Genomic DNA, 18,811 nt, shown 5'->3' with positions numbered 1-18,811 from the left:
ATTCGTTGTTTGTGCGTTCGTTGTGAGCGGCCTGCCAAAACAGCCGTTATACGATTTAAAAGTAAAAATCCGCAAGGTACCTTGCTATACATAGTACTTCTACGGTCGAAATACCGGTTAAATGGCAAATCGGTCAGGATGGTTCTTTATTTCATAAAAAAAGGCCGCCAGGAGGGTCCGGCGGCCTTTTTTACCTATTTCTTATCCTAATACCGTTCTATCGCAAAGCGGGATACTCCGCCTTCGTAGGCGATGTTGATCTTTTTCGGGCTGGCTGCATATCCAGGTGTCTGGTAAACGCCCCCACCGATTTCAACAAAACCGTCCAGTTTTTTAATATTCAGGGCGCCTTTGGTTTCGACCTGGCAACCAGCCGTTTTTGGAATTTTAATGGTCACCGAGGCTACCCCTGACTCAATCTTTACATCGGAAAGCGGAGCCCGCTCACCCAGTTTCAGGTCCAGATCGGCGGCACCGGCTTCCAGCTTTACCGACCGGACGGTGTAGGCGCTCAGATCAAAGTTAGCCTGTCCGGCACCAATGCCGAATTCAAACGACCACGACGGCTTCTGATTCAGCCGCAAATCTACCTGATTGACCAGCTCACCGGATTTCAGGTTAAAACTATCGTCGTCCAGCTTCACATGAACATCCGCCGAATTGCTTTCAGCGTTACGGCTCACCGACATGCTGTACTTACTGACACTCATGCGGGTATCGGCTTCCACCAGACTATCCGACAACGAACCGATGTAAAACCGTCCGGCCCCGCTTTCAAACTTCAGGCTGGCCTGGGTGATGGTGGGGTCCATTGGCTCGGCAATGTGGCTGGTCTGCACCTTTGGCCGGTCGTTTTCTCCATTACGGTCACGGTTTTCCTCATCGCGCTCCCGGGCTTCGTCCGAGTCTTCATTGTCCTCCTCATCGTGGTAATTATAATGGTAACTATCCCGATCGTTATCCCAACGATTCCCGTGGAAGGCCCCCACAATCGCCAGCGGTACCGACACCCCCAGCAGGACGGTGGTCACTACGGCCGCGCCAGGATTACGGCGCGCGAAGATCAGATTCAGACCCGCCAGAATAATCAGCACCGGCCAGAAGTTGGAAAAGAAGCCCCAGTCGATATAGAACCAGCCGTAATTATGGCCCAGAAATACCACGCCCAGCGTGATCAGCGCAATTCCCCAGAATAAGCCTGTTCGGTTCATGAGTGGTTAGAGGGGTTGTTGGGGTGGATTGGTCGAATACGGATCTGTCGTGCTGGGACCCGGATTGTACGGATCGGTGCCGCTCGTGTAGCGGTTTGGTGGAGGGGGTACGTCGTTATCGTTGTTGCGGTTCCGGTCTTTAACGATCAGCCACGCACCGATACCGATCAGGATCAGCGGCCACATATCGCCAAAATTGATGTCAAACCAGCGGTCGAGCAGAAAGAGAAAACCGATTCCTACCAGAATGGCTCCCCCGACGACGTTACCATTGCGTTCATTCGTATTCATAGTTGTGTACACATTAGTTGAAGGATCAGACTGATAAGCAGTATAAAAGCCGGAAACCCGTTCCGGTAGCACAATCCACAAGATAGCATAAATTATCAGGGAGGGAACGTGCGGCAGGAAAAAACCGGCTACAAACAGGACCCGGATCAGCGTCCGGTCAATATTGAAATAATGGGCCATACCGGCGGCTACTCCGCCCAGCATGGCCTCGTCGCGATAACGTTCTAAGCGTTTGGTCATGATCGTATTTGTTGAACACGATGTAAACCTAGAGCCGTTTTGGGTAGCTTAAAAGAAAGAAGGGAAGAATGGACGCGGGTACGGATGGAAGTACGCTAAACCGGATAATAGGTAATACATACTACCGGGTTTAACCTAATAATTCAGTCGTCGATTTCCAGCGTTTCCAGAATGTCCATCAGTTCGCCAAAATCGCGTGAACCAGGGCGGTCTTCGTCCCCGCCGGTGAGCGCAATACCCTGAACGGGAAGCTCGGCCAGCAGGTCGTGGATGGATTCGGGTGTAAAGCCGGTTCCGAGCAGAATGGGGTATTGGGCCGCAAGCCGGTGCAGAACAGCTTTCAGGTCGTCGTCCAGGTGACTATTGGCTTTGCTTTCGAGCAGGAAATAATCGACCTGATCGGTTTGAATGGCCGAAAAGTAGGCTTCCAACTGATCGAGGGTGAGCAGGGCCAGGTCGGCTTTCAGAATCAGGCGGCTGTCGAAAGTGGACAGGTAAGGCAGCAGGGCGGGTTCTTCGATTTGCAGGACGTCCGGCTGGTACAATTCCAGCAGCCGCTCAATTTCCAGCGGGTCGATGGAGGATGTTTCCCCAACGATGTGCAGCCCCGTTACCCACGAACGGATTTCCCTGAATGTATCGGGGGCTACGTACTGCTCGGAGCTTTCGTCCATCGAAAACCCCAGCAGATCGACGCCCATGCCGGCGCAGTAGCGGGCATCGCTCAGGTTGGTTACATTACTAATTTTAACGATTGTTTTTAAAGCCATTACTAACCACAGAATAATGAATGGATTATCGGATGGATACTGAATTTGACAGCTTATTGCGTTACCTTTGCAGCAAGAAACCATCGCCGATGTAAACGGTGTTACACTACAAAGTAACGGTTTCCTTACGCATTGTCTATTATTCATTATTCAATAATTATCGCAAGGCTTTGAACCTTGTCAGATAAACCATGAGCAAACACGGACGTATTTTGGTCGCCATGAGTGGCGGCATCGACTCTTCCCTGGCGGCAGTGATGCTGCACGAACAAGGCTACGAAGTAATCGGCATGACCATGAAAACGTGGGATTATGCCTCGTCGGGCGGCACTAAGAAAGAAACCGGCTGTTGCAGCCTCGATTCCATCAACGACGCCCGCAACATCGCCGTCAACCTCGGTTTCCCGCATTATATTCTGGATATCCGCTCCGAGTTCGGCGATGCGGTGATTGACCACTTTACGGGCGAGTACCTGGAAGGCCGTACCCCGAATCCCTGCGTGCTCTGCAACACCCACATCAAATGGGATGCGCTGCTGCGCCGGGCCGACCGGCTTGATTGCGAGTTCATTGCCACGGGCCACTACGCCAACATCCGGCAGGTTGCCGATGAAAGCCCCGCCAACGGTCGGTTTGTGATTTCCCGCGGTATCGACAACCTCAAAGACCAATCCTACGTCCTGTGGGGGGTCTCGCAGGAAAGCCTGAGCCGGACCAAATTACCGCTGGGACACCTGCGCAAATCGGAAATCCGCGAAATGGCCAAAGACCGCGGGTTTATCGAACTGGTTACCAAATCAGAATCCTACGAAATCTGCTTTGTGCCCGACAACGATTACCGGGGCTTCCTGAAACGGCGCGTTCCGGGGCTGGAGCAGTCGGTTGCGGGCGGAAACTTCATTCTGGAAGACGCCGAAACCGGCACCCGGAAAGTAGTCGGTAAACACGAAGGCTACCCCTTTTATACCATCGGCCAGCGGAAAGGGCTGGGCATTGCGCTGGGCTTCCCGGTTTTCGTTACCGACATTCGGAAAGAGGCTAACGAGGTGGTGCTGGGTGTTGACAAAGACTTGTACCGCGACGGTATGATTGTCAGCCGGTTGAACCTGCAAAAATATGCCGCGCTCGAAAAACCGCTGGAAACCGTTACGAAGGTTCGTTATAAAGACCCGGGCACCCCGGCGCTGATTACGCAGGAAGCCGATGACCGGATTAAGGTTCTGTTCGAACAGGGCGTTTCGGCCATTGCCCCCGGACAGGCCGCCGTTTTTTACGAAGGCGACGACGTGATCGGCGGTGGCTGGATCATGAAAAGCTTCCGGCAGTCGGAGCAGGGCGAAGAAATGACGCCGTTTTCCATGCCCGCTATCGGTCACATGGTCTGATTACGGGAGTTTATTGAATAAATCATAAGAAAAGCCGTTTCAAGTCTGGAACGGCTTTTCTGTTAGCCCGTTGCTGGAATAGCTGCCATCGGTAAGATTATTGACGCGACGGTCTTACGAGCCACCCCATTCTGGTCCACGGTTTGTTACGCTGGCGCAAACTGTGTATTTTCGTTTTCTAACGTCTTTGTCCATGAAGCCTTTTCAACTCCATTCCACTATTCGATTTTGCTGTACATTGTTGCTTGTAGCAGCATTATTCTTTCTCCATGCCTGCCAGACCCATACCGAACCGCAGGCTCCCGGGTACGACTACTTTCCGCTGGAAGCCGGTTCATACCGTATTTATGACGTAACGGAACAACGCTTTGCGCTAAACGGAACGCCGACAACCCAGACCTATCAGTTGCGCGAAGTAACGACCGACTCGCAGACGGACCCGGCCAACGGTACCGCCTTCCGCATTGAACGCTATCGACGGGCGAATGAGCAGGCAAGCTGGCAACCCGACTCGGTAAGCAGCGTCCGGCTTTCCGACGATCAACTCCTCCGAACCGAAAATAACGTGGTCTACCTCAAGCTGGTTTTTCCGCTGACGGATCAGTTGCAGTGGAACGGCAATGCGTACAATACGCTGGGGGAAGACAACTACCAGCTTCGCCATACGGGGAAGTCCTTTAACATTCTGAATCAGACGTTTCCCCAAACGGCTACGGTGATCCAACAAAATGACTCCACACTGGTTAATCAGGACAAACGCCTGGAAGTCTACGCCCGGAACGTGGGACTGATTTACCGGGAAAAGGTTCAGTTGCAGTTTTGTTCGTCCACTCCGTCGTGCGTCGGCAAAGCCCAGATTGATTACGGCATTCGGTATTATATGCGGCTGCGGTCATACGGAAAATTATGAAAGGATGCGTAGATTTGGTGAGACACTCCATTCAAACCCATGCTACACCTCTTCTGGACCTTGCTGAATATCGGTCTCATTATTTTCTTTCTGGTGATCTGCTTTCGGGCCACCAAGCTGATTCGGGAAAAAATGGGACTTTTTGCCGCCGTTGTTTTTGTGGTAGGGCTGTTTTCGGGTAATTCAACCCGTAAAGAAAGTAAACCGACGAGAACCATCGGCCTTGCGCCCAAAATCAACATACGACCAGCCTCACACCGGATTAGGTACAGCACCATTGACAAAAACTGGGTAAACCGGATTGAACTAACCGTGGAAACCGGCACCGATTCAACGTCCGGTAAAACCGTTGCCCTATCGGCCACCCCTCATTTAATGGGTTCAATAACCGGCTATGGCTGGGAGCCCCACCTGGTATCCGTTGAAGCAACGAAAGACCGTAAAATAACGTATGGTGTATCGGGAACCATGCACTGGAAACTACTCGGCGTAACCGTTTATGACGAGGTTAAACACTTAACGGGCACACTGGAAGCCAATCCTTTATGAAACGAACCCTGCTTTTCCTGCTCCTGCTGACGGCTGGCGGCTTTTCGACTCAGGCCCAGAATCGTAAATACCTGGTCCTGCTGAAAGACAAAGCCAACTCGCCGTATTCAGTCAGCCGACCGGAGCAATTTCTTTCCCAGCGTGCCATCCTGCGTCGGGAGAAACAGGGCATTTCTGTTCAGGAAAAGGACCTGCCCGTCAATCCGGCTTACGTGTCGGCGCTTCAGCAGGCGGGTGCCAAAATCTGGTTTAGTTCGCGCTGGGCCAATGCCGTTCTGGTCGAGTCCACCGACGGCAATCTGGCGGCCATCCGCGCCCTGCCGTTTGTGGCCGGTATTGAAAACAACCGCTCCATTGGCCGCGCCCGGGTCGGATTTGCGCAGTTTACGGCCAACCGGCGCCGGGACAAACGCGGCCAGGTTGACGACCCGCAAGTATACGGCAATTCACGCGATCAGTTACTCCAGATTGGCGTCGATAAAATGCACGCGCAGGGCTACCGGGGCGAGGGAATGCTGGTGGCCATTCTGGATGCCGGTTTCCGCAACGCCAATCAGGTGCCGTTTCTGAGCCAGCTTTTTCAGGAAAACCGCGTGGTCGGTACCTATGATTTCGTGAAGAAAGAAACGGGCGTGTTCGAAGACGATTCGCACGGGCAGAACGTCCTGTCGATCATGGCCGGTTATCAGCCAGACCAGTTGGTCGGGCCTGCCTACAAAGCGTCCTACCTCCTGCTGCGAACGGAAGACGCGTCGAGCGAAACCCCGGTTGAGGAAGTGAACTGGCTGCTTGGTGCTGAATACGCCGACAGCTCGGGAGTCGATGTGATCAACTCGTCGCTGGGCTACACCTCCTTCGATGATCCCACCCAAAACCATGCCTACAACGACCTGAACGGGCAAACAACGCTTATCAGCCGGGCCGCCCGCTGGGCTTCCGAAGCCGGTATGCTGGTGGTGGTTTCAGCCGGTAATGAAGGCAACGATCCCTGGCACTACATCAGCGCACCGGCGGATGTGGCTACGATCCTGTCCATCGGCGCCGTCGACCGCGACGGCTTTAAAGCGCCTTTCAGCTCGTTTGGCCCCACAGCCGACGGGCGGATCAAACCCGACCTGGTTGCCTACGGACTTGGCACCACTCTGGGCTCGTCAACGGGGCTGATTACGACCGGAAATGGCACCTCCTACTCGGCCCCGCTGGTGGCGGCCCTGGCAACGGGGTTCTGGCAGGCCAACCCGCGCCTGACCGCTCAGCAGGTGATTGAATGTCTGCGTCAGTCGGGCAGCCAGTCGGCCAAACCCGATAACGAACTTGGTTATGGAATTCCTGATTTTGAACGGGCATCGGTCATTGCCGCCGAATCGTATTCGTTGCTGATTTATCCGAATCCGTTCACCAGCGTCGATCGCATCACGGTCCAGTGGAACGAAATCCCGTTGAACCAGACCATCGACGCAACGGTCACCAACTCGGCGGGTCAGGTGGTCTGGCGGCAGCAATACACCTCCGACCGGGCAACCCGTTTTTCGCTGCAAGCCCTCAGCCTTTCGCCCGGCCTGTATTTTCTGACGCTTTCGGCACCCAGCGCCCGGCGGACGGTGAAACTGATGAAATACTAACGCACTTACGCATGAAACGAACGGTTGTTCAGGGAGATATTACGAAATGTGCGGTTGATGCCATTGTCAACGCAGCGAATTCGAGCCTGCTGGGCGGAGGAGGAGTCGATGGTGCCATTCACCGGGCAGCCGGTCCGGACTTGCTGGCCGAATGCCGGACGCTCAACGGTTGCCCCACCGGCGACGCCAAACTCACCAACGGCTACCGATTGCCCGCCCGCTACGTCATTCATACCGTTGGTCCGGTCTGGCGCGGTGGCAACAGCCGCGAACCGGAACTGCTGGCCCGCTGTTACCGCCGGGTGCTGGAAATTGCCACGGAGCACAGACTGACCACAGTGGCGTTTCCCAACATCAGCACGGGCGTTTACGGGTACCCAAAAGACAAAGCCTGCGCCATTGCCCTGAAAACCGTTCAGGAGTTTGGGCAACAAGGTGACACACCGGTTCAGGAAGTGCAGTTTGTTTGCTTCGACGACGAGAACTACCGGCTTTACCAGCAAGGACTTTCTGAAAATTCCTAACGGCAACAGAACAGCTACCCTACGACCCGGACTTTACCAGTTTTGCAGATAGGCAATGTTTTCGGGCACAAAAAAACCACCCTGTTGCTGAGGTGGTTTTCCTTAGGAAGATTCTGTTAATTCCCAACACTTTCGTCGGCTTCGGTACGGGTGGCAGCCACTTCCGGTTTGTTGGCAGGTTGTGGACTAACCATCCGATTTTGCTGCTTGTAATTCCGGTTGGCCATCGAAGGAGTTGCGGGTATAGCAATGGCCGGATCACCAATACCGCCCCGACGCTGTTGCTCGCGGTAGGTCGCAATGTTCTGCGGTTGCGCTTTCCGTCTTCTGAATTCAATCCCCTTTTCAGGCTCCCATTGACGGGCGGCTGCCGCCTTATTAGGATGTTTATAATTAGCCGTAGAGTACGTCGGATCGTTCTTCAGTTTATCCTGTGCCATGACCGGAATAGCTAAAGCTATCGCCAATAGCCCCAGGCAGGTCGCTACTATCGTCTTCATAACTTTCCTGTGGTTTTGTTGTACTATGAAAACCAAAAATTTGTTCTCGATGCTAAGATAACTAATAAGAAATCACTATGTTTTTAGTTATCAGCATTAATTTTGCTTTTCATTCGCAGAATTGACTTTTCCGAGGTTAAATTTTCAATTTCACTACAATTTACCCAGCGCACGTCTTTTGTTTCCCGCGTCTTGATAAAGGGGCTGTCCGTAGCGGCTTCCAGCATAAACCGGATGTCATAATGCAGATGTTCAGGCTCGGTTGCGCGGGCCGGAATGGTGTGAACATCCACATCGAAAATGGCTGAACTGACCACTTTTAACTCCAACAGCCCCGTTTCTTCCTCCGCTTCCCGCAACGCCACCGCCAGCACATCCGGGTCACCATCGGCATGACCACCGGGTTGAAACCAGCGGTCGAGTTTGGCATGGTGCAGCAACACTACCTGCCGCCGGTCCGGACTGACAATCCAGGCCGAACCCGTCACATGCCCGACGCTGAGATGACGCTCAAAACAGTCAGCATGGGTGTGGACAAACTGAATGGTTTGCTCCAGCATCCGTCGTTCGTCTTCATCGACTGGCTGGTAGTTCATGAGCAGATTCAACAACGGTTTACGGTGCATATTAAAAATGAATGTTGGCTTTCACTGTAAAAAACTGCAACTTCGTCCTGATTTTACTACGACATACAATTATCTAAGAATTATGAAGCAATTGTCTATCCTTGCCCTGCTAACGCTGGGAGCTCAGGTCGCCCTCGCGCAAATTAAATTACCGCAGCCCAGCCCCGGCGCAACGGTAATCCAGACGGTAGGTACAACTGACTTTACAGTCACCTTTTCCCGACCCAGCCTGAAAGGCCGCCCGGCGTTAGGCAACGAAACCCCGCTGGCACCGCTTGGCAAACTCTGGCGGACCGGGGCCAATGCCGCTACCAACTTCAAAACCACCACGGACGTCATGGTGCAGGGGCAGAAGCTTCCCGCCGGAACGTACTCGGTTTTTACCATTCCGAATCAGGGCGAGTGGACCCTGATCTTTAACAAAAACCTGACGGCCACTGCCGAAGAAGGGGCTCCTAACGGTTATAAAAAGGAAGAAGATGCGCTTCGGGTTCAGATTAAAGCTGAAAAAATGAGCAAAACTTCGGAAACGTTCACCCTTGGTTTCAGCGACCTGACCGACAGCACCGCCAATTTCAACCTGGATTGGGCCGATACGCGGGCCACGGCCAACCTGAAAGTCAATGTGCTGGCTAATGCGCAGGCTAACATCGAAAAAGCCGTTGCCGAAAAACCAGAAGACGCCGGAGTACTGCAAGCCGCAGCCAACTGGAATCTGTCCAAAAACCGGAATCTCGATCAGGCTCTGGCGTGGGCTGATAAATCAATCGGGCTGAAAGAAACGTATGCTAACCTCTGGACCAAAGCGCAGATTCTGGCGAAAATGGGCAAAGCAGCCGAAGCCCTGCCGCTGGCCAAAAAGGCATTAACGGTAGGCGAGACGTCCAATGACCCGGTTTTTCGATTCTATAAAGAAGCTATTCAGAAAGGCGTTACCGATTTTCAGGCTCTGATTCCGGCGACACCCGCAAAAGGAAAGAAGAAGAAAGCCTAAACGCAGCAGATTGTAACACCAGCGCCGATTTCAACCCTGAAATCGGCGTTGCTATTTATCGGAATACCGTAACATTACACATCCACCGCATCCACCGGTTGTAGCCGCCTGGAGGGCATTACTTTTTCCAGCAACCAGGCAATACCGATCAGCAGAACACAGCCGATGACATTAAGCCACAGAAAAGCCGTTAGCTCCGTCCACCAGCACCAGATGACAATTCCTTCCGTCAGCACAGCCGCCCAGAACGTGGCCTTTCCGCCGATGGATTTGAAGTAAAAGGCCACCAGAAAAATCCCCAGAATCACCCCGTAAAACAGGGAGCCCAGAATGTTGACGGCTTCGATCATGCTGCCCAATTTACTGGCAAACTGGGCCACCACGATGCAGAATAACCCCCAGATAACCGTCGCAATCCGGGACGCTTTCAGGTAATGACCGTCGCTGTAACTGTTACAGAAAAGCCGTTTGTAAATATCCACAATGGTGGTCGAAGCCAGCGAGTTATAGGCAGCCGCAATCGACCCCATTGATGCGCTGAAAATGACGGCAATGAGCAGACCGATCAGGCCGTGAGGCAGAAAATCGAGAACAAAACGCAGAAAAACATAATTTACGTCGCTCGTGTCGCCGACCGGATTGTTCTTTTTAATTAAATCAACCACCTGGTTTTTCACCGCTTTGGCTTCCTGATCGGTCTGACTGATAACCGCCCGGGTTTGTTCCACGGACTTTGTATCGTCTGTGGAGAGCGCCTTGTTCAGCGTCAGCACCGCCTTCTGCCGACGGGCGGCAATGGCCTCGTGTTCCGTTTCCAGCCGACGGTATTGATCGGCATACGGACTCTTCAGCAGTTGATCGGTTTCAACTTTATTGAAGAAAACCGGCGAAGGGTTGAACTGGTAAAAAACAAAAACCAGTACCCCGATCAGAAGAATCAGAAACTGCATCGGCACTTTCAGCATCCCGTTTGCCAGCAGCCCCAGCCGGCTTTGCCCGACCGATTGCCCCGTCAGATACCGTCCCACCTGCGATTGATCGGTGCCGAAATACGATAATTGCAGAAAAAAACCGCCAATCAGGCCCGACCAGACGTTGTAGCGGCTGTCGGGGTCAAAGGTGAGGTCAATGGTGTTGAGCCGTCCGGATTTACCGGCCACTTGCAGCGCATCCACAAAACCGACATCCGCCGGGAGCAAGTGTACCGTCATCCAACCGGCAATAAACATGGCCACCGTTACAATCAGCATCTGCTGCAAATGGGTGTACGAAATGGCTTTGGCCCCGCCCGAAACGGTGTAGACCAGCACAATACCGCCCATGATGATGTTGGTCCAGAAGATATTCCACCCCAGAATGGTTGACAAAATAATGGAGGGGGCATAGATGGAAAGACCCGTCGACAAACTCCGCTGGAGCAGAAACAGCAAAGCCGTAAAGACCCGAACGCGGGCGTCGAACCGGGATTCGAGGTATTCGTAGGCCGTAAAAACCTTTAGCCGGTGAAAGATGGGAACAAACGTGATGGCCAGCACCACCATCGCCAGCGGCAGCCCGAAATAAAACTGCACAAACCGCATCCCGTCGGTAAACGCCTGCCCCGGAGCCGAAAGAAACGTAACCGCACTGGCCTGCGTCGCCATGACCGACAGACAGACGTGGTACCAGGGCAACGACTGGTCGGCCAGCAGGTAATCGTCCATGCTGCGGTTGCCCCGACTGCGGATTACGCCATAACTGATGATGAGCGCCAGCGTACCGGCCAGAATCAACCAATCAATACCACTCATGAAAAATACTGCATAAACCCGTAAAACAAGACGATCTCCAGCAGCAGACTGCCAATGACGAGGAAATAGAGCTGCCGCCAGGAGCGGGCAAAGGGTGGCAAATCAGGATCGGACTGGTGCATAACGAAACGGTGGTTGGATCTGACGTTGTATTAAGGCAACGAAAATAGTAAATCTCTCGTATGTGAATCGTTTCCGGTCAACAAAAACGATACTATATTATTACCGAATTGTGCAATTTTAGCCATCATTCATACCCCATTTCACCGCAGTTGGGCAAGATAAATCGAAAAGAAGTATCTTACCCGCAAAAGATGGAGAACGAACGGTATCCGGTTTGAGCGGCAAACCGATCACCCCATCATTCCCGCCGTTTAACGTTATTCTTGCCATGTTGACCATCAACCTAACCCCCTGCCCCACCTTAACAACGGCTCGCCTGATCATCAGACCATTAAAACAGTCGGACGGAAAAGCGCTGCATCAGCTTCGCTCTGATCCGACGCTGATGCAGTTTATACCCCGGCCGCTGACGATCCGGGTGGATGATGCGGTCCGGTTAATTCAGACTTTTAACGATGCCATTCGGCGCAATGAGAGCGTTACCTGGGGAATCACGCTGAACAACAAACCGGGCATTATCGGCACCATTGGCTTTGTCCGGATCAGTCCGGAAAACTTTCGGGCCGAAGTGGGCTATCTGTTGCATCCGGAGTACCAGGGCCGGGGCATCATGCAGGAAGCCCTGGAGGCCGTTGTCCACTACGGTTTTCGGGTTATGAAGCTGCATTCCATCGTAGCCATCGTCGATCCCGACAATACGGCGTCGGCCCGGGTGCTGGAACGCAGCGGTTTTCGGAAAGAAGGCCATTTCAGGGAAGCCAGCTATTTCAACGGCCGCTTTCTGGACTCGGTTTATTACGCCCGGCTGGCGTCCGAATACTAAATCAGAAACCGCTGCGCGGCTCCGTGGTTTCCCGGACGGTTTAGGCCCATCAAAAAATCAGTCAGTTCACTTCCATAAAACCGCAATTCAAACGTAGAATTTACCTGTTCACGCACACCGTTCTCTTTGAACCGTAGGGGTAAACGTCACCTTTGTCGTCCTAGTGGCATAAATCACAGTAAACAACACGACGAAGAGAATGAACCTGCGTTTGCAAACCTTATCCAACGGCTTTCGCCGACTTTTAACCCGTTTTCCAGCAGCCATTTTAAGTATATTCATAACAACGTGGGCCGCTTTCGGACAGCCGACATCCGGCTCGCTGGTCCTTTCCGGTCGCATCATCGAAACACCATCCGGGGCGGCAGTTCCGTTTGCTTCGGTAGCCGTCAAAGGCAAACCCATTGGTACGCAGGCGGATGAAAACGGCCTGTTTCGGTTAACGGTCAGCCAACGGGCCGATTCGTTGCTGGTTTCGGCCATGGGCTACCAGCTCACCACCGTTGCCCTCAACGCAGCCAGCGCCGACAAACCCATCGAAATCGTGCTCAAACCCGTGGCAACGCAATTAAACGAAGTGGTAATACGGGCGGGCGAAAATCCGGCCTTCCGCATCCTGCGTGCCGTATCGGCCCATCGGTCGGAAAATGATTTCCGGAAGCTCGACGGCTACGAATATGAAGCCTACAGCCAGCTTTCGATCAGCATTACCCAACTGGCCGAACGGTTCCGCCGACGTAAACCCGTGCAAACCATTCTGCGGGCACTCGAGAAAAAACAACCCGGAAAACCGCTGACGCACGTGCCGATCTTTTTCTCCGAAACCGTTTCGAAACTGTACGCCCGGCGGCAACCCGAACGCCAGAAAGAACACATTCTGAAAACGGCCATCAGCAGCGCCGGGCTGACCGACGACAGCTTCATCACGATGTTTACGGGAGCCGGTTTCAATACCCTCAATTTTTACCAGAATACCGTCAGCCTGTTCAAAAAGGAGTTTATTTCACCGCTGGCCGAGAATAGCCGGACGGCCTATTCGTACTTTCTGGCCGATACCGCTCAGGTGGGCCTGCATACTTGCTACGTCATTGATTTCGATCCCAAAAACGAGCGCGATCTGGTTTTCAGCGGCAAGATGTGGATCGATACCGTCAGCTACGCCCTGGTGCAGATCAATGCGCGGGTTGGAGCAGCCGCCAACGTGAATTTCATTAAACAAATCGACATTGAACAGACCTACGAAACGGCCGGAGAATCGGCCAGCGCCTGGCTTCCCGAAGTGACGCACCTGAACATCCAGGTGGATGAGGTGGTAAAAAATACCTTCGGGGCCACGGTCGATTACCGGACCACGGTTCGTCAGCCGCTGGTAGGGCGGCCCAGGCCGGTCGGGTTTTTCGATACGGAGGTCCAGTTGGCCGAAGACCGTTCGGAAGCATCCGCCGACTACTGGCAGGCGCAGCGGGAAAGCGCCACAGAATCCGGGACCAACCAGCAGACGCGGGCCCTGCTCGACACCGTCCGCAATCTGCCGGTTATCAAATTCATGAGCCGCACAGGCCAGTTTGTACTCAACGGCGGCTATCTCCCGCTCACGAAAGGTGTTGAGGCCGGGTCTGTTTTTTCGATGTGGGCCTACAACCCGGTTGAAGGGCACCGCCTGCGGTTGGGGTTGCAAACCAATAACCAGTTCAGCCGGAACTGGCAGCTATCGGCCTACGGTGCCTACGGAACCCGCGATCAGGTCTGGAAAATGGGGGGCGAAATCAACTACATTCCGACGCGCCAGCCCCTGACACTCATTACGCTGAAAAGCACCTACGACCTGGAGCAACTGGGCTTCCGAACCGAGGATTTAGCCGATAACCCTTTTTTACGCATCACCAGCCGGTTCGGCCCTTACCCGCAAGCTTTTTACCAGAACGAAACGGCTTTGTCGGTACAGCGCGATTTAGGAACCGATTTTATTCAGACCGCCGGTATTCGCTACCGACGCATCGACCCACTTTTTCCGTTTGCCTTCCGCCAACCCGTTCCCGACACGCAGCAAACCGTGCTCAGTTCTGATTTCTGGAGCCGGGAAGCGTTTCTCGAACTGCGTTACGCACCGGGGCGGATTCCGAGCCGCCGGGTAACCAAACGCCGGATGCAGCGCCGACCCACCGAAACCGCGCCCATCGTCAGCCTGCGGTATACATACGGAACGGCTTCGTTTGAGGGTGGCACGTTTGGCGACTTCCACAAATGGCAGTTCCAGTTGGATCATACGCTGCGGTGGGGCCTGTTCGGGCGGACGCAATACACGGTTAAGGCGGGATATACCCCCTCCACCCTGCCCTATCCGCTGTTGCAGGTACACGTTGGCAACCAGACGCCGTTCTACAACCGCACGGCCTATAACCTGATGAATTACGGCGAGTTTGTCAGCGACCGGTACGCATCGGTGGCGCTGGAACACAAATTTGAAGGCTTGCTCACCAACCGGCTTCCGCTGGTCCGGCGGCTGGGCTGGCGTAGTTTTGTGACGGGCAAATTACTGTGGGGCAGTTTAAGCGAGTCGAATCGTAACCTGATTGCAACGCACGATGCCTCCGGAAAAGCCCTGCTGCCCGTCTACTCTCTCCAGCGCGATCCGTACGTGGAAGTGGGCTACGGGCTTGAGAATATTTTTAAGCTGGTGCGCGTGGAAGCCATGCACCGATTGACCTACCGCCAGCATCCCAACGCGACGCCGTTTGCCGTGAAAGTGTCGTTTCAGGTGGGTTTGTAAACCCGGTTAAAACCGGTAATTTGCTGGACCGTGGCGAAAGAAACTGCGGGCGAATGTTACCATGAACACTGATTCTCTCCAGTCGGTCCGTTTTGAATCCATTCTGGAACGGTTTGAGCAGCGCGACCGAACCCATTATATGGCCGTTCCCGACGAAGTGGCCCAGCAGTTTACGCGTCCCAAACCGGTTCGGATCATGTGCCTGCTCAACGACAGCATCGAGTTTCACTGCGCACTCCGGCCCAAAGGCGATGGTTCGTTTTTCATCAGCATCGGAACGCCCATCCGGCAGCAGGGTAAACTGCAACTGGGCGATAGGCTCCAGGTGGTTATCTGGAAAGACGACAGCCAATACGGCCGCAAAATGCCCGAAGAACTGACGGAACTACTGGCTATTGACGAAGAAGGCAACCGGCTTTTTCACGCGCTGACACCCAATCAGCAGCGGGGTATCATTTATTACGTCGATGGGGCCAAAACCCCGCAGGTCCGCATCGACCGGGCCATTATGATGATCGACCGGCTGAAGATCAACCCATCGCCGGCATGAGTGAAATCAAGCTATACGATACGCGGGCGTTTACCGGGCAGTTCATGCCCTCGGAAGAACTGGGTGGCTTTTTTCGGGGCGACATGGGTAAGTTTTTTATCATGCGTGTGGAGGATATGTATCAGTTCGTTACCCGGGCGGTACCGGCTTCCCGCTCCACCATCACCTCCTGCCTGTACATCACCGACGGTGAAGCCAGCATGAAAATCGGCAGCGAGCCATACACCATTCACGCGGATGAGATGCTGTTTGTACCCGCCGGTCAGGTGTTTTCGTTCCGGGAAGATGATGTTAACAAAGGGTATATCTGCGGTTTTCATGCGGATTTCCTGATCGGGAAGTTTTTCAAGAACAACCTGTTAAACGAGTTCGATTTTCTCAGGGTCTGGGGCAACCCCCTGATCCAGCCCGGTCCGCAGTCGGCGGCATTCATCCGGCCGCTGTTTGCCCGGCTGATGATCGATTATTCGCAGAACGGTCTTCAGAACCTCGACCTGCTCCAGTCGTATCTGCTCACCCTGCTGTGTGAAGTCAACCGGGTTTACCGGCCCGCGTCCGGCCCCGGTCCGGTGGCGGGGGTGACGATTACCAACCGGTTTCGGGAACTGCTTTTTTCGCAGATCCGGACCAAACAACGGGTTACGGATTATGCGTCGCTGCTAAACATTACGCCCAATCACCTCAATAAAACCGTAAAAGCCATTACCGGCAAATCGCCGACCCAGTGGATTGACGAAGCCATTCTGCTCGAAGCCAAGGTATTGCTCAGCCAGACCAACCTGTCGGTGAGCGAGATTGCCGTGGAAGTCGGTCTGGACGATCCCTCTTATTTTACCCGTCTGTTCAAGAAATACGAAAACCAGACGCCCTCCGCATTTCGCCGAATGATTGAAAAGTCCTAAAAACGGCTTTATCCATCCTAACCCGTTGCGGACGGTTTTTTGACCTTTGTGCCCATCAGAAATGCCCACAAATCACCATGTATTCCGCCTTATTATTTTTCCATTCCGCATTCCGATGGCTGGTCCTCCTGAGTTTGCTGTATGCCACCTACCGGGGGTTAACCGGCTGGTTCGGCCAAAGGATGTATACCCGATCGGACAACTCCATCCGGCATATTACCGCCACCATCTCGCACATTCAGTTGATGATCGGCTATACGCTGTATTTCAATAGCCCGGTGATCAGTTATTTCCGGGCCAACTTCAGTCAGGCCAGCCGTCAGCTCGAGTTCCTGTTTTTCGGCCTGATTCACATTACGCTGATGACGGTAGCGGTATTTTTTATTACCATCGGATCGGCGGCTTCCAAACGCAAAGAAACCGATGGGGCCAAATTCAAAACCATGACGATCTGGTTCCTGCTGGCGCTGCTGATCATTTTCGTGGCCATTCCCTGGCCGTTTTCACCCCTCGCCAATCGACCTTATTTTCGCGCCTTTTAGCCATGTTCAACCTGTTTCAAACCAAACTCGGCCGACTCCGACTGATCGGCTTTCTGGAAGGTATTTCGCTGCTCATGCTGCTGGGCGTTGCCGTACCGCTCAAATATTCGGGTGGCGACGCTTCGCTGGTGAAAGCCATTGGCCCGGTTCACGGGCTGTTTTTCCTGCTGTTTGTCATCAACACGTTAAGCTTCGGCATTGAGCGACGGTGGAAATTCCTGGAAACGACCTGGAAAGTGATTCTGGCCTGCTTTATCCCGTTCGGGACGTTTTATATCGATTATACCATTCTATCCCGCATTAAATAAAAAACCGTTGGACCGGGGCGACAACGCTCCGGCCCAACGGCTCCAACTGGTTGATCTGGTTTACTGCGGTCCGCGACGGCTACCGCTCCCTTCGCCCCGGTTGGACGAGTTCTGGCGCTCCTGATAGTGCCGGGGAGCCTGATCTCCTGACCGTTGCGGGAACGACTCCCGGCTGCGTTCCATCCGTTGCGGAGTTCCTTCAAAACCACGGTTTCCTGACCAGCCTTCGCGACGGCTGGATTGGTCCGGCTGCGGGAACGGACGGTTTTCCGACCGGCGTTCAAACGAGGGCGAGTTGCTCCGTGGCGTATAGCCCGGGTTAGCCCGGTTCTCGGAAGGACTTTCGAAACGGTTTACCCGGTTTCCGTTCCGGTTTGGGCGGTCTATACCATTATTGTCGAAACCCGGTCGATTACTAAAATCCGGACGATTATCATTGTCTATGTTGGGGCGGTTGCCAAAATCCGGACGGTTCATAGTACCGGGTCGGCGGTTAAAACCGTCATTCCGATTGATTTCGTTATCCCCCCGACTGCCGGGAAAGCCGCCCCGGTTGGAGCGGTTATCATTCAGGTTTCGTTCGGCCAGCGTTCCCCGGCTGTTTCCGTTATACTCGCCCCGGTTGCTGAACCGGTCGGACGGATAGGAAGAACCGTTACCACCCCGCGCCCCGACTGTTCCGCGCCGAACCACTTCGTTGGCCCGGTACACCGGCACATTCCGGCGCGTATACCGTTCGATTTCCTCCCGACGCGGCCCGTAGCCGTATGATCGGTTGTTATACCGGTAGACGTTATTGATAATTGTAGTGTTGTGGTAAACATTGACCACCCGCGTGCGTGGAATGCAGTAGCTGTAAACGCGCGGGCTGGTGAAATACGCCTGCGGAACAAACGTCCAGTAATTGAACGGCAGGTTGATGTTGATGTTCACGTTAATACTCATACCGGGGCCCAGCGGAGCCCAGCCGTAGTAACCCCCACCGGACCGCCAGCTTACCCAGGCTGGCCCCCACTCGCTGTCGGGTACCCAGATCCAGCGTCCATAGTAATCGTCGAACAGCCAGCGACCGTAGTGGAACGGTGCCCATCCCCAGTCATAATCCGAAACCCAGGTGTTGCCGTATTCGGTAACGGCCCAGCGGCCATTGGTTGCATACGGCTGGAAGTCGGCTTCGACCTCCGGCATCCAGACCTGGCCGTATTGGGGGTTGCGCACCCACTGCCCGTAGGGCGCCAGTTCGTCGTAAAAAGACTCAACCGGCAGATCAACGCCGGGTTGGGCCACGGTTTTCTGCGGCCCAACCAGCGCGATAAAAAAGAATAAGATTAAACCAAAAGCTGGTAAGATCGGTCGTGTTTTCATGGCCCGGCAGACGTTA

The 18,811-nt window shown here is 53.9% G+C and carries 20 protein-coding genes; 12 read left to right on the top strand and 8 right to left on the bottom strand.

Annotated features, from left to right (window positions below):
* Positions 1-206 precede the first annotated feature (206 nt).
* From LX87_RS21760 to trpF, 3 genes are all read right to left on the bottom strand, one after another.
* Entirely contained in the window at positions 207-1,211 is a 1,005-nt protein-coding gene (locus LX87_RS21760; RefSeq protein WP_111630366.1) for a toast rack family protein, read from the bottom strand.
* 6 nt (positions 1,212-1,217) lie between these two features.
* Positions 1,218-1,742, bottom strand: a complete 525-nt coding sequence (locus LX87_RS21755) for a PspC domain-containing protein (RefSeq protein WP_111630365.1) — start codon at positions 1,740-1,742, stop codon at positions 1,218-1,220.
* A 143-nt stretch (positions 1,743-1,885) separates the two neighbouring features.
* Entirely contained in the window at positions 1,886-2,512 is a 627-nt protein-coding gene (gene trpF / locus LX87_RS21750; RefSeq protein ID WP_111630364.1) for a phosphoribosylanthranilate isomerase, read from the bottom strand.
* 191 nt (positions 2,513-2,703) lie between these two features.
* Here trpF and mnmA point away from each other — a divergent pair, with 191 nt between their 5' ends.
* From mnmA to LX87_RS21725, 5 genes are all read left to right on the top strand, one after another.
* Positions 2,704-3,897 carry a tRNA 2-thiouridine(34) synthase MnmA gene (mnmA, locus tag LX87_RS21745; RefSeq protein ID WP_111630363.1) on the top strand — a complete coding sequence of 398 codons (1,194 nt, stop codon included), beginning with the start codon at positions 2,704-2,706 and terminating at the stop codon, positions 3,895-3,897.
* Positions 3,898-4,090: 193 nt separating this feature from the next.
* A complete protein-coding gene (locus LX87_RS21740) occupies positions 4,091-4,807 on the top strand; it encodes a hypothetical protein (protein WP_170139417.1) in 717 nt (238 codons plus the stop codon).
* Positions 4,808-4,846: 39 nt separating this feature from the next.
* Entirely contained in the window at positions 4,847-5,356 is a 510-nt protein-coding gene (locus LX87_RS21735; protein ID WP_111630361.1) for a hypothetical protein, read from the top strand.
* Positions 5,353-6,978, top strand: a complete 1,626-nt coding sequence (locus LX87_RS21730) for a S8 family serine peptidase (RefSeq protein WP_111630360.1) — start codon at positions 5,353-5,355, stop codon at positions 6,976-6,978. The genes LX87_RS21735 and LX87_RS21730 overlap by 4 nt, the downstream gene beginning before the upstream one ends.
* A gap of 11 nt (positions 6,979-6,989) precedes the next feature.
* Positions 6,990-7,502, top strand: a complete 513-nt coding sequence (locus LX87_RS21725; RefSeq protein WP_111630359.1) for an O-acetyl-ADP-ribose deacetylase — start codon at positions 6,990-6,992, stop codon at positions 7,500-7,502.
* A gap of 116 nt (positions 7,503-7,618) precedes the next feature.
* On the opposite strand, the gene LX87_RS21720 is transcribed toward LX87_RS21725, so the two are convergent.
* Together LX87_RS21720 and LX87_RS21715 are read right to left on the bottom strand one after the other, a co-directional pair.
* Positions 7,619-8,002 carry a hypothetical protein gene (locus tag LX87_RS21720; RefSeq protein ID WP_111630358.1) on the bottom strand — a complete coding sequence of 128 codons (384 nt, stop codon included), beginning with the start codon at positions 8,000-8,002 and terminating at the stop codon, positions 7,619-7,621.
* Positions 8,003-8,085: 83 nt separating this feature from the next.
* Positions 8,086-8,628, bottom strand: a complete 543-nt coding sequence (locus LX87_RS21715) for an NUDIX hydrolase (RefSeq protein ID WP_111630357.1) — start codon at positions 8,626-8,628, stop codon at positions 8,086-8,088.
* Between the two features lie 82 nt (positions 8,629-8,710).
* On the opposite strand from LX87_RS21715, the gene LX87_RS21710 reads away from it, so the two are divergent.
* Positions 8,711-9,622 carry a DUF2911 domain-containing protein gene (locus LX87_RS21710; protein ID WP_111630514.1) on the top strand — a complete coding sequence of 304 codons (912 nt, stop codon included), beginning with the start codon at positions 8,711-8,713 and terminating at the stop codon, positions 9,620-9,622.
* Between the two features lie 74 nt (positions 9,623-9,696).
* On the opposite strand, the gene LX87_RS21705 is transcribed toward LX87_RS21710, so the two are convergent.
* Both LX87_RS21705 and LX87_RS29285 read right to left on the bottom strand, forming a co-directional pair.
* Positions 9,697-11,412 (bottom strand): sodium:solute symporter family protein, encoded by a 1,716-nt coding sequence (locus tag LX87_RS21705; RefSeq protein ID WP_111630356.1) that lies wholly within the window; start codon positions 11,410-11,412, stop codon positions 9,697-9,699.
* Complete coding sequence (locus LX87_RS29285; protein WP_262511100.1) at positions 11,409-11,534, bottom strand: hypothetical protein; 126 nt, start codon at positions 11,532-11,534, stop codon at positions 11,409-11,411. Before LX87_RS29285 ends, LX87_RS21705 begins: the two co-directional genes overlap by 4 nt.
* 269 nt (positions 11,535-11,803) lie before the next feature.
* On the opposite strand from LX87_RS29285, the gene LX87_RS21700 reads away from it, so the two are divergent.
* The 6 genes from LX87_RS21700 (at position 11,804) to LX87_RS21675 (ending at position 17,430) form a co-directional block, all read left to right on the top strand.
* Entirely contained in the window at positions 11,804-12,358 is a 555-nt protein-coding gene (locus tag LX87_RS21700; protein WP_146624527.1) for a GNAT family N-acetyltransferase, read from the top strand.
* Between the two features lie 199 nt (positions 12,359-12,557).
* Positions 12,558-15,128, top strand: a complete 2,571-nt coding sequence (locus LX87_RS21695; RefSeq protein ID WP_111630354.1) for a DUF5686 and carboxypeptidase-like regulatory domain-containing protein — start codon at positions 12,558-12,560, stop codon at positions 15,126-15,128.
* Between the two features lie 61 nt (positions 15,129-15,189).
* Positions 15,190-15,678 carry a YdeI/OmpD-associated family protein gene (locus LX87_RS21690; protein ID WP_111630353.1) on the top strand — a complete coding sequence of 163 codons (489 nt, stop codon included), beginning with the start codon at positions 15,190-15,192 and terminating at the stop codon, positions 15,676-15,678.
* Entirely contained in the window at positions 15,675-16,580 is a 906-nt protein-coding gene (locus tag LX87_RS21685; protein WP_111630352.1) for a helix-turn-helix domain-containing protein, read from the top strand. The genes LX87_RS21690 and LX87_RS21685 overlap by 4 nt, the downstream gene beginning before the upstream one ends.
* A gap of 77 nt (positions 16,581-16,657) precedes the next feature.
* Positions 16,658-17,122 (top strand): hypothetical protein, encoded by a 465-nt coding sequence (locus LX87_RS21680; RefSeq protein ID WP_111630351.1) that lies wholly within the window; start codon positions 16,658-16,660, stop codon positions 17,120-17,122.
* Positions 17,123-17,124: 2 nt separating this feature from the next.
* Positions 17,125-17,430, top strand: coding sequence for a DUF3817 domain-containing protein (locus tag LX87_RS21675; RefSeq protein ID WP_111630350.1), 306 nt, complete (start codon positions 17,125-17,127; stop codon positions 17,428-17,430).
* 60 nt (positions 17,431-17,490) lie between these two features.
* Here the strand turns inward: LX87_RS21675 and LX87_RS29135 are convergent, their stop codons facing one another.
* The gene (locus LX87_RS29135; protein ID WP_111630349.1) at positions 17,491-18,795 is read right to left on the bottom strand and encodes a DUF6600 domain-containing protein; all 1,305 of its coding nucleotides are present in this window, start codon (positions 18,793-18,795) and stop codon (positions 17,491-17,493) included.
* Positions 18,796-18,811 lie beyond the last annotated feature (16 nt).

This window comes from Larkinella arboricola, assembly GCF_003259745.1.
In the GTDB taxonomy this organism is placed as follows: Bacteria; Bacteroidota; Bacteroidia; order Cytophagales; family Spirosomataceae; genus Larkinella; species Larkinella arboricola.
Note: the sequence above shows the minus strand (reverse complement) of the source record. Positions and strands in the feature narration are given on the sequence as shown.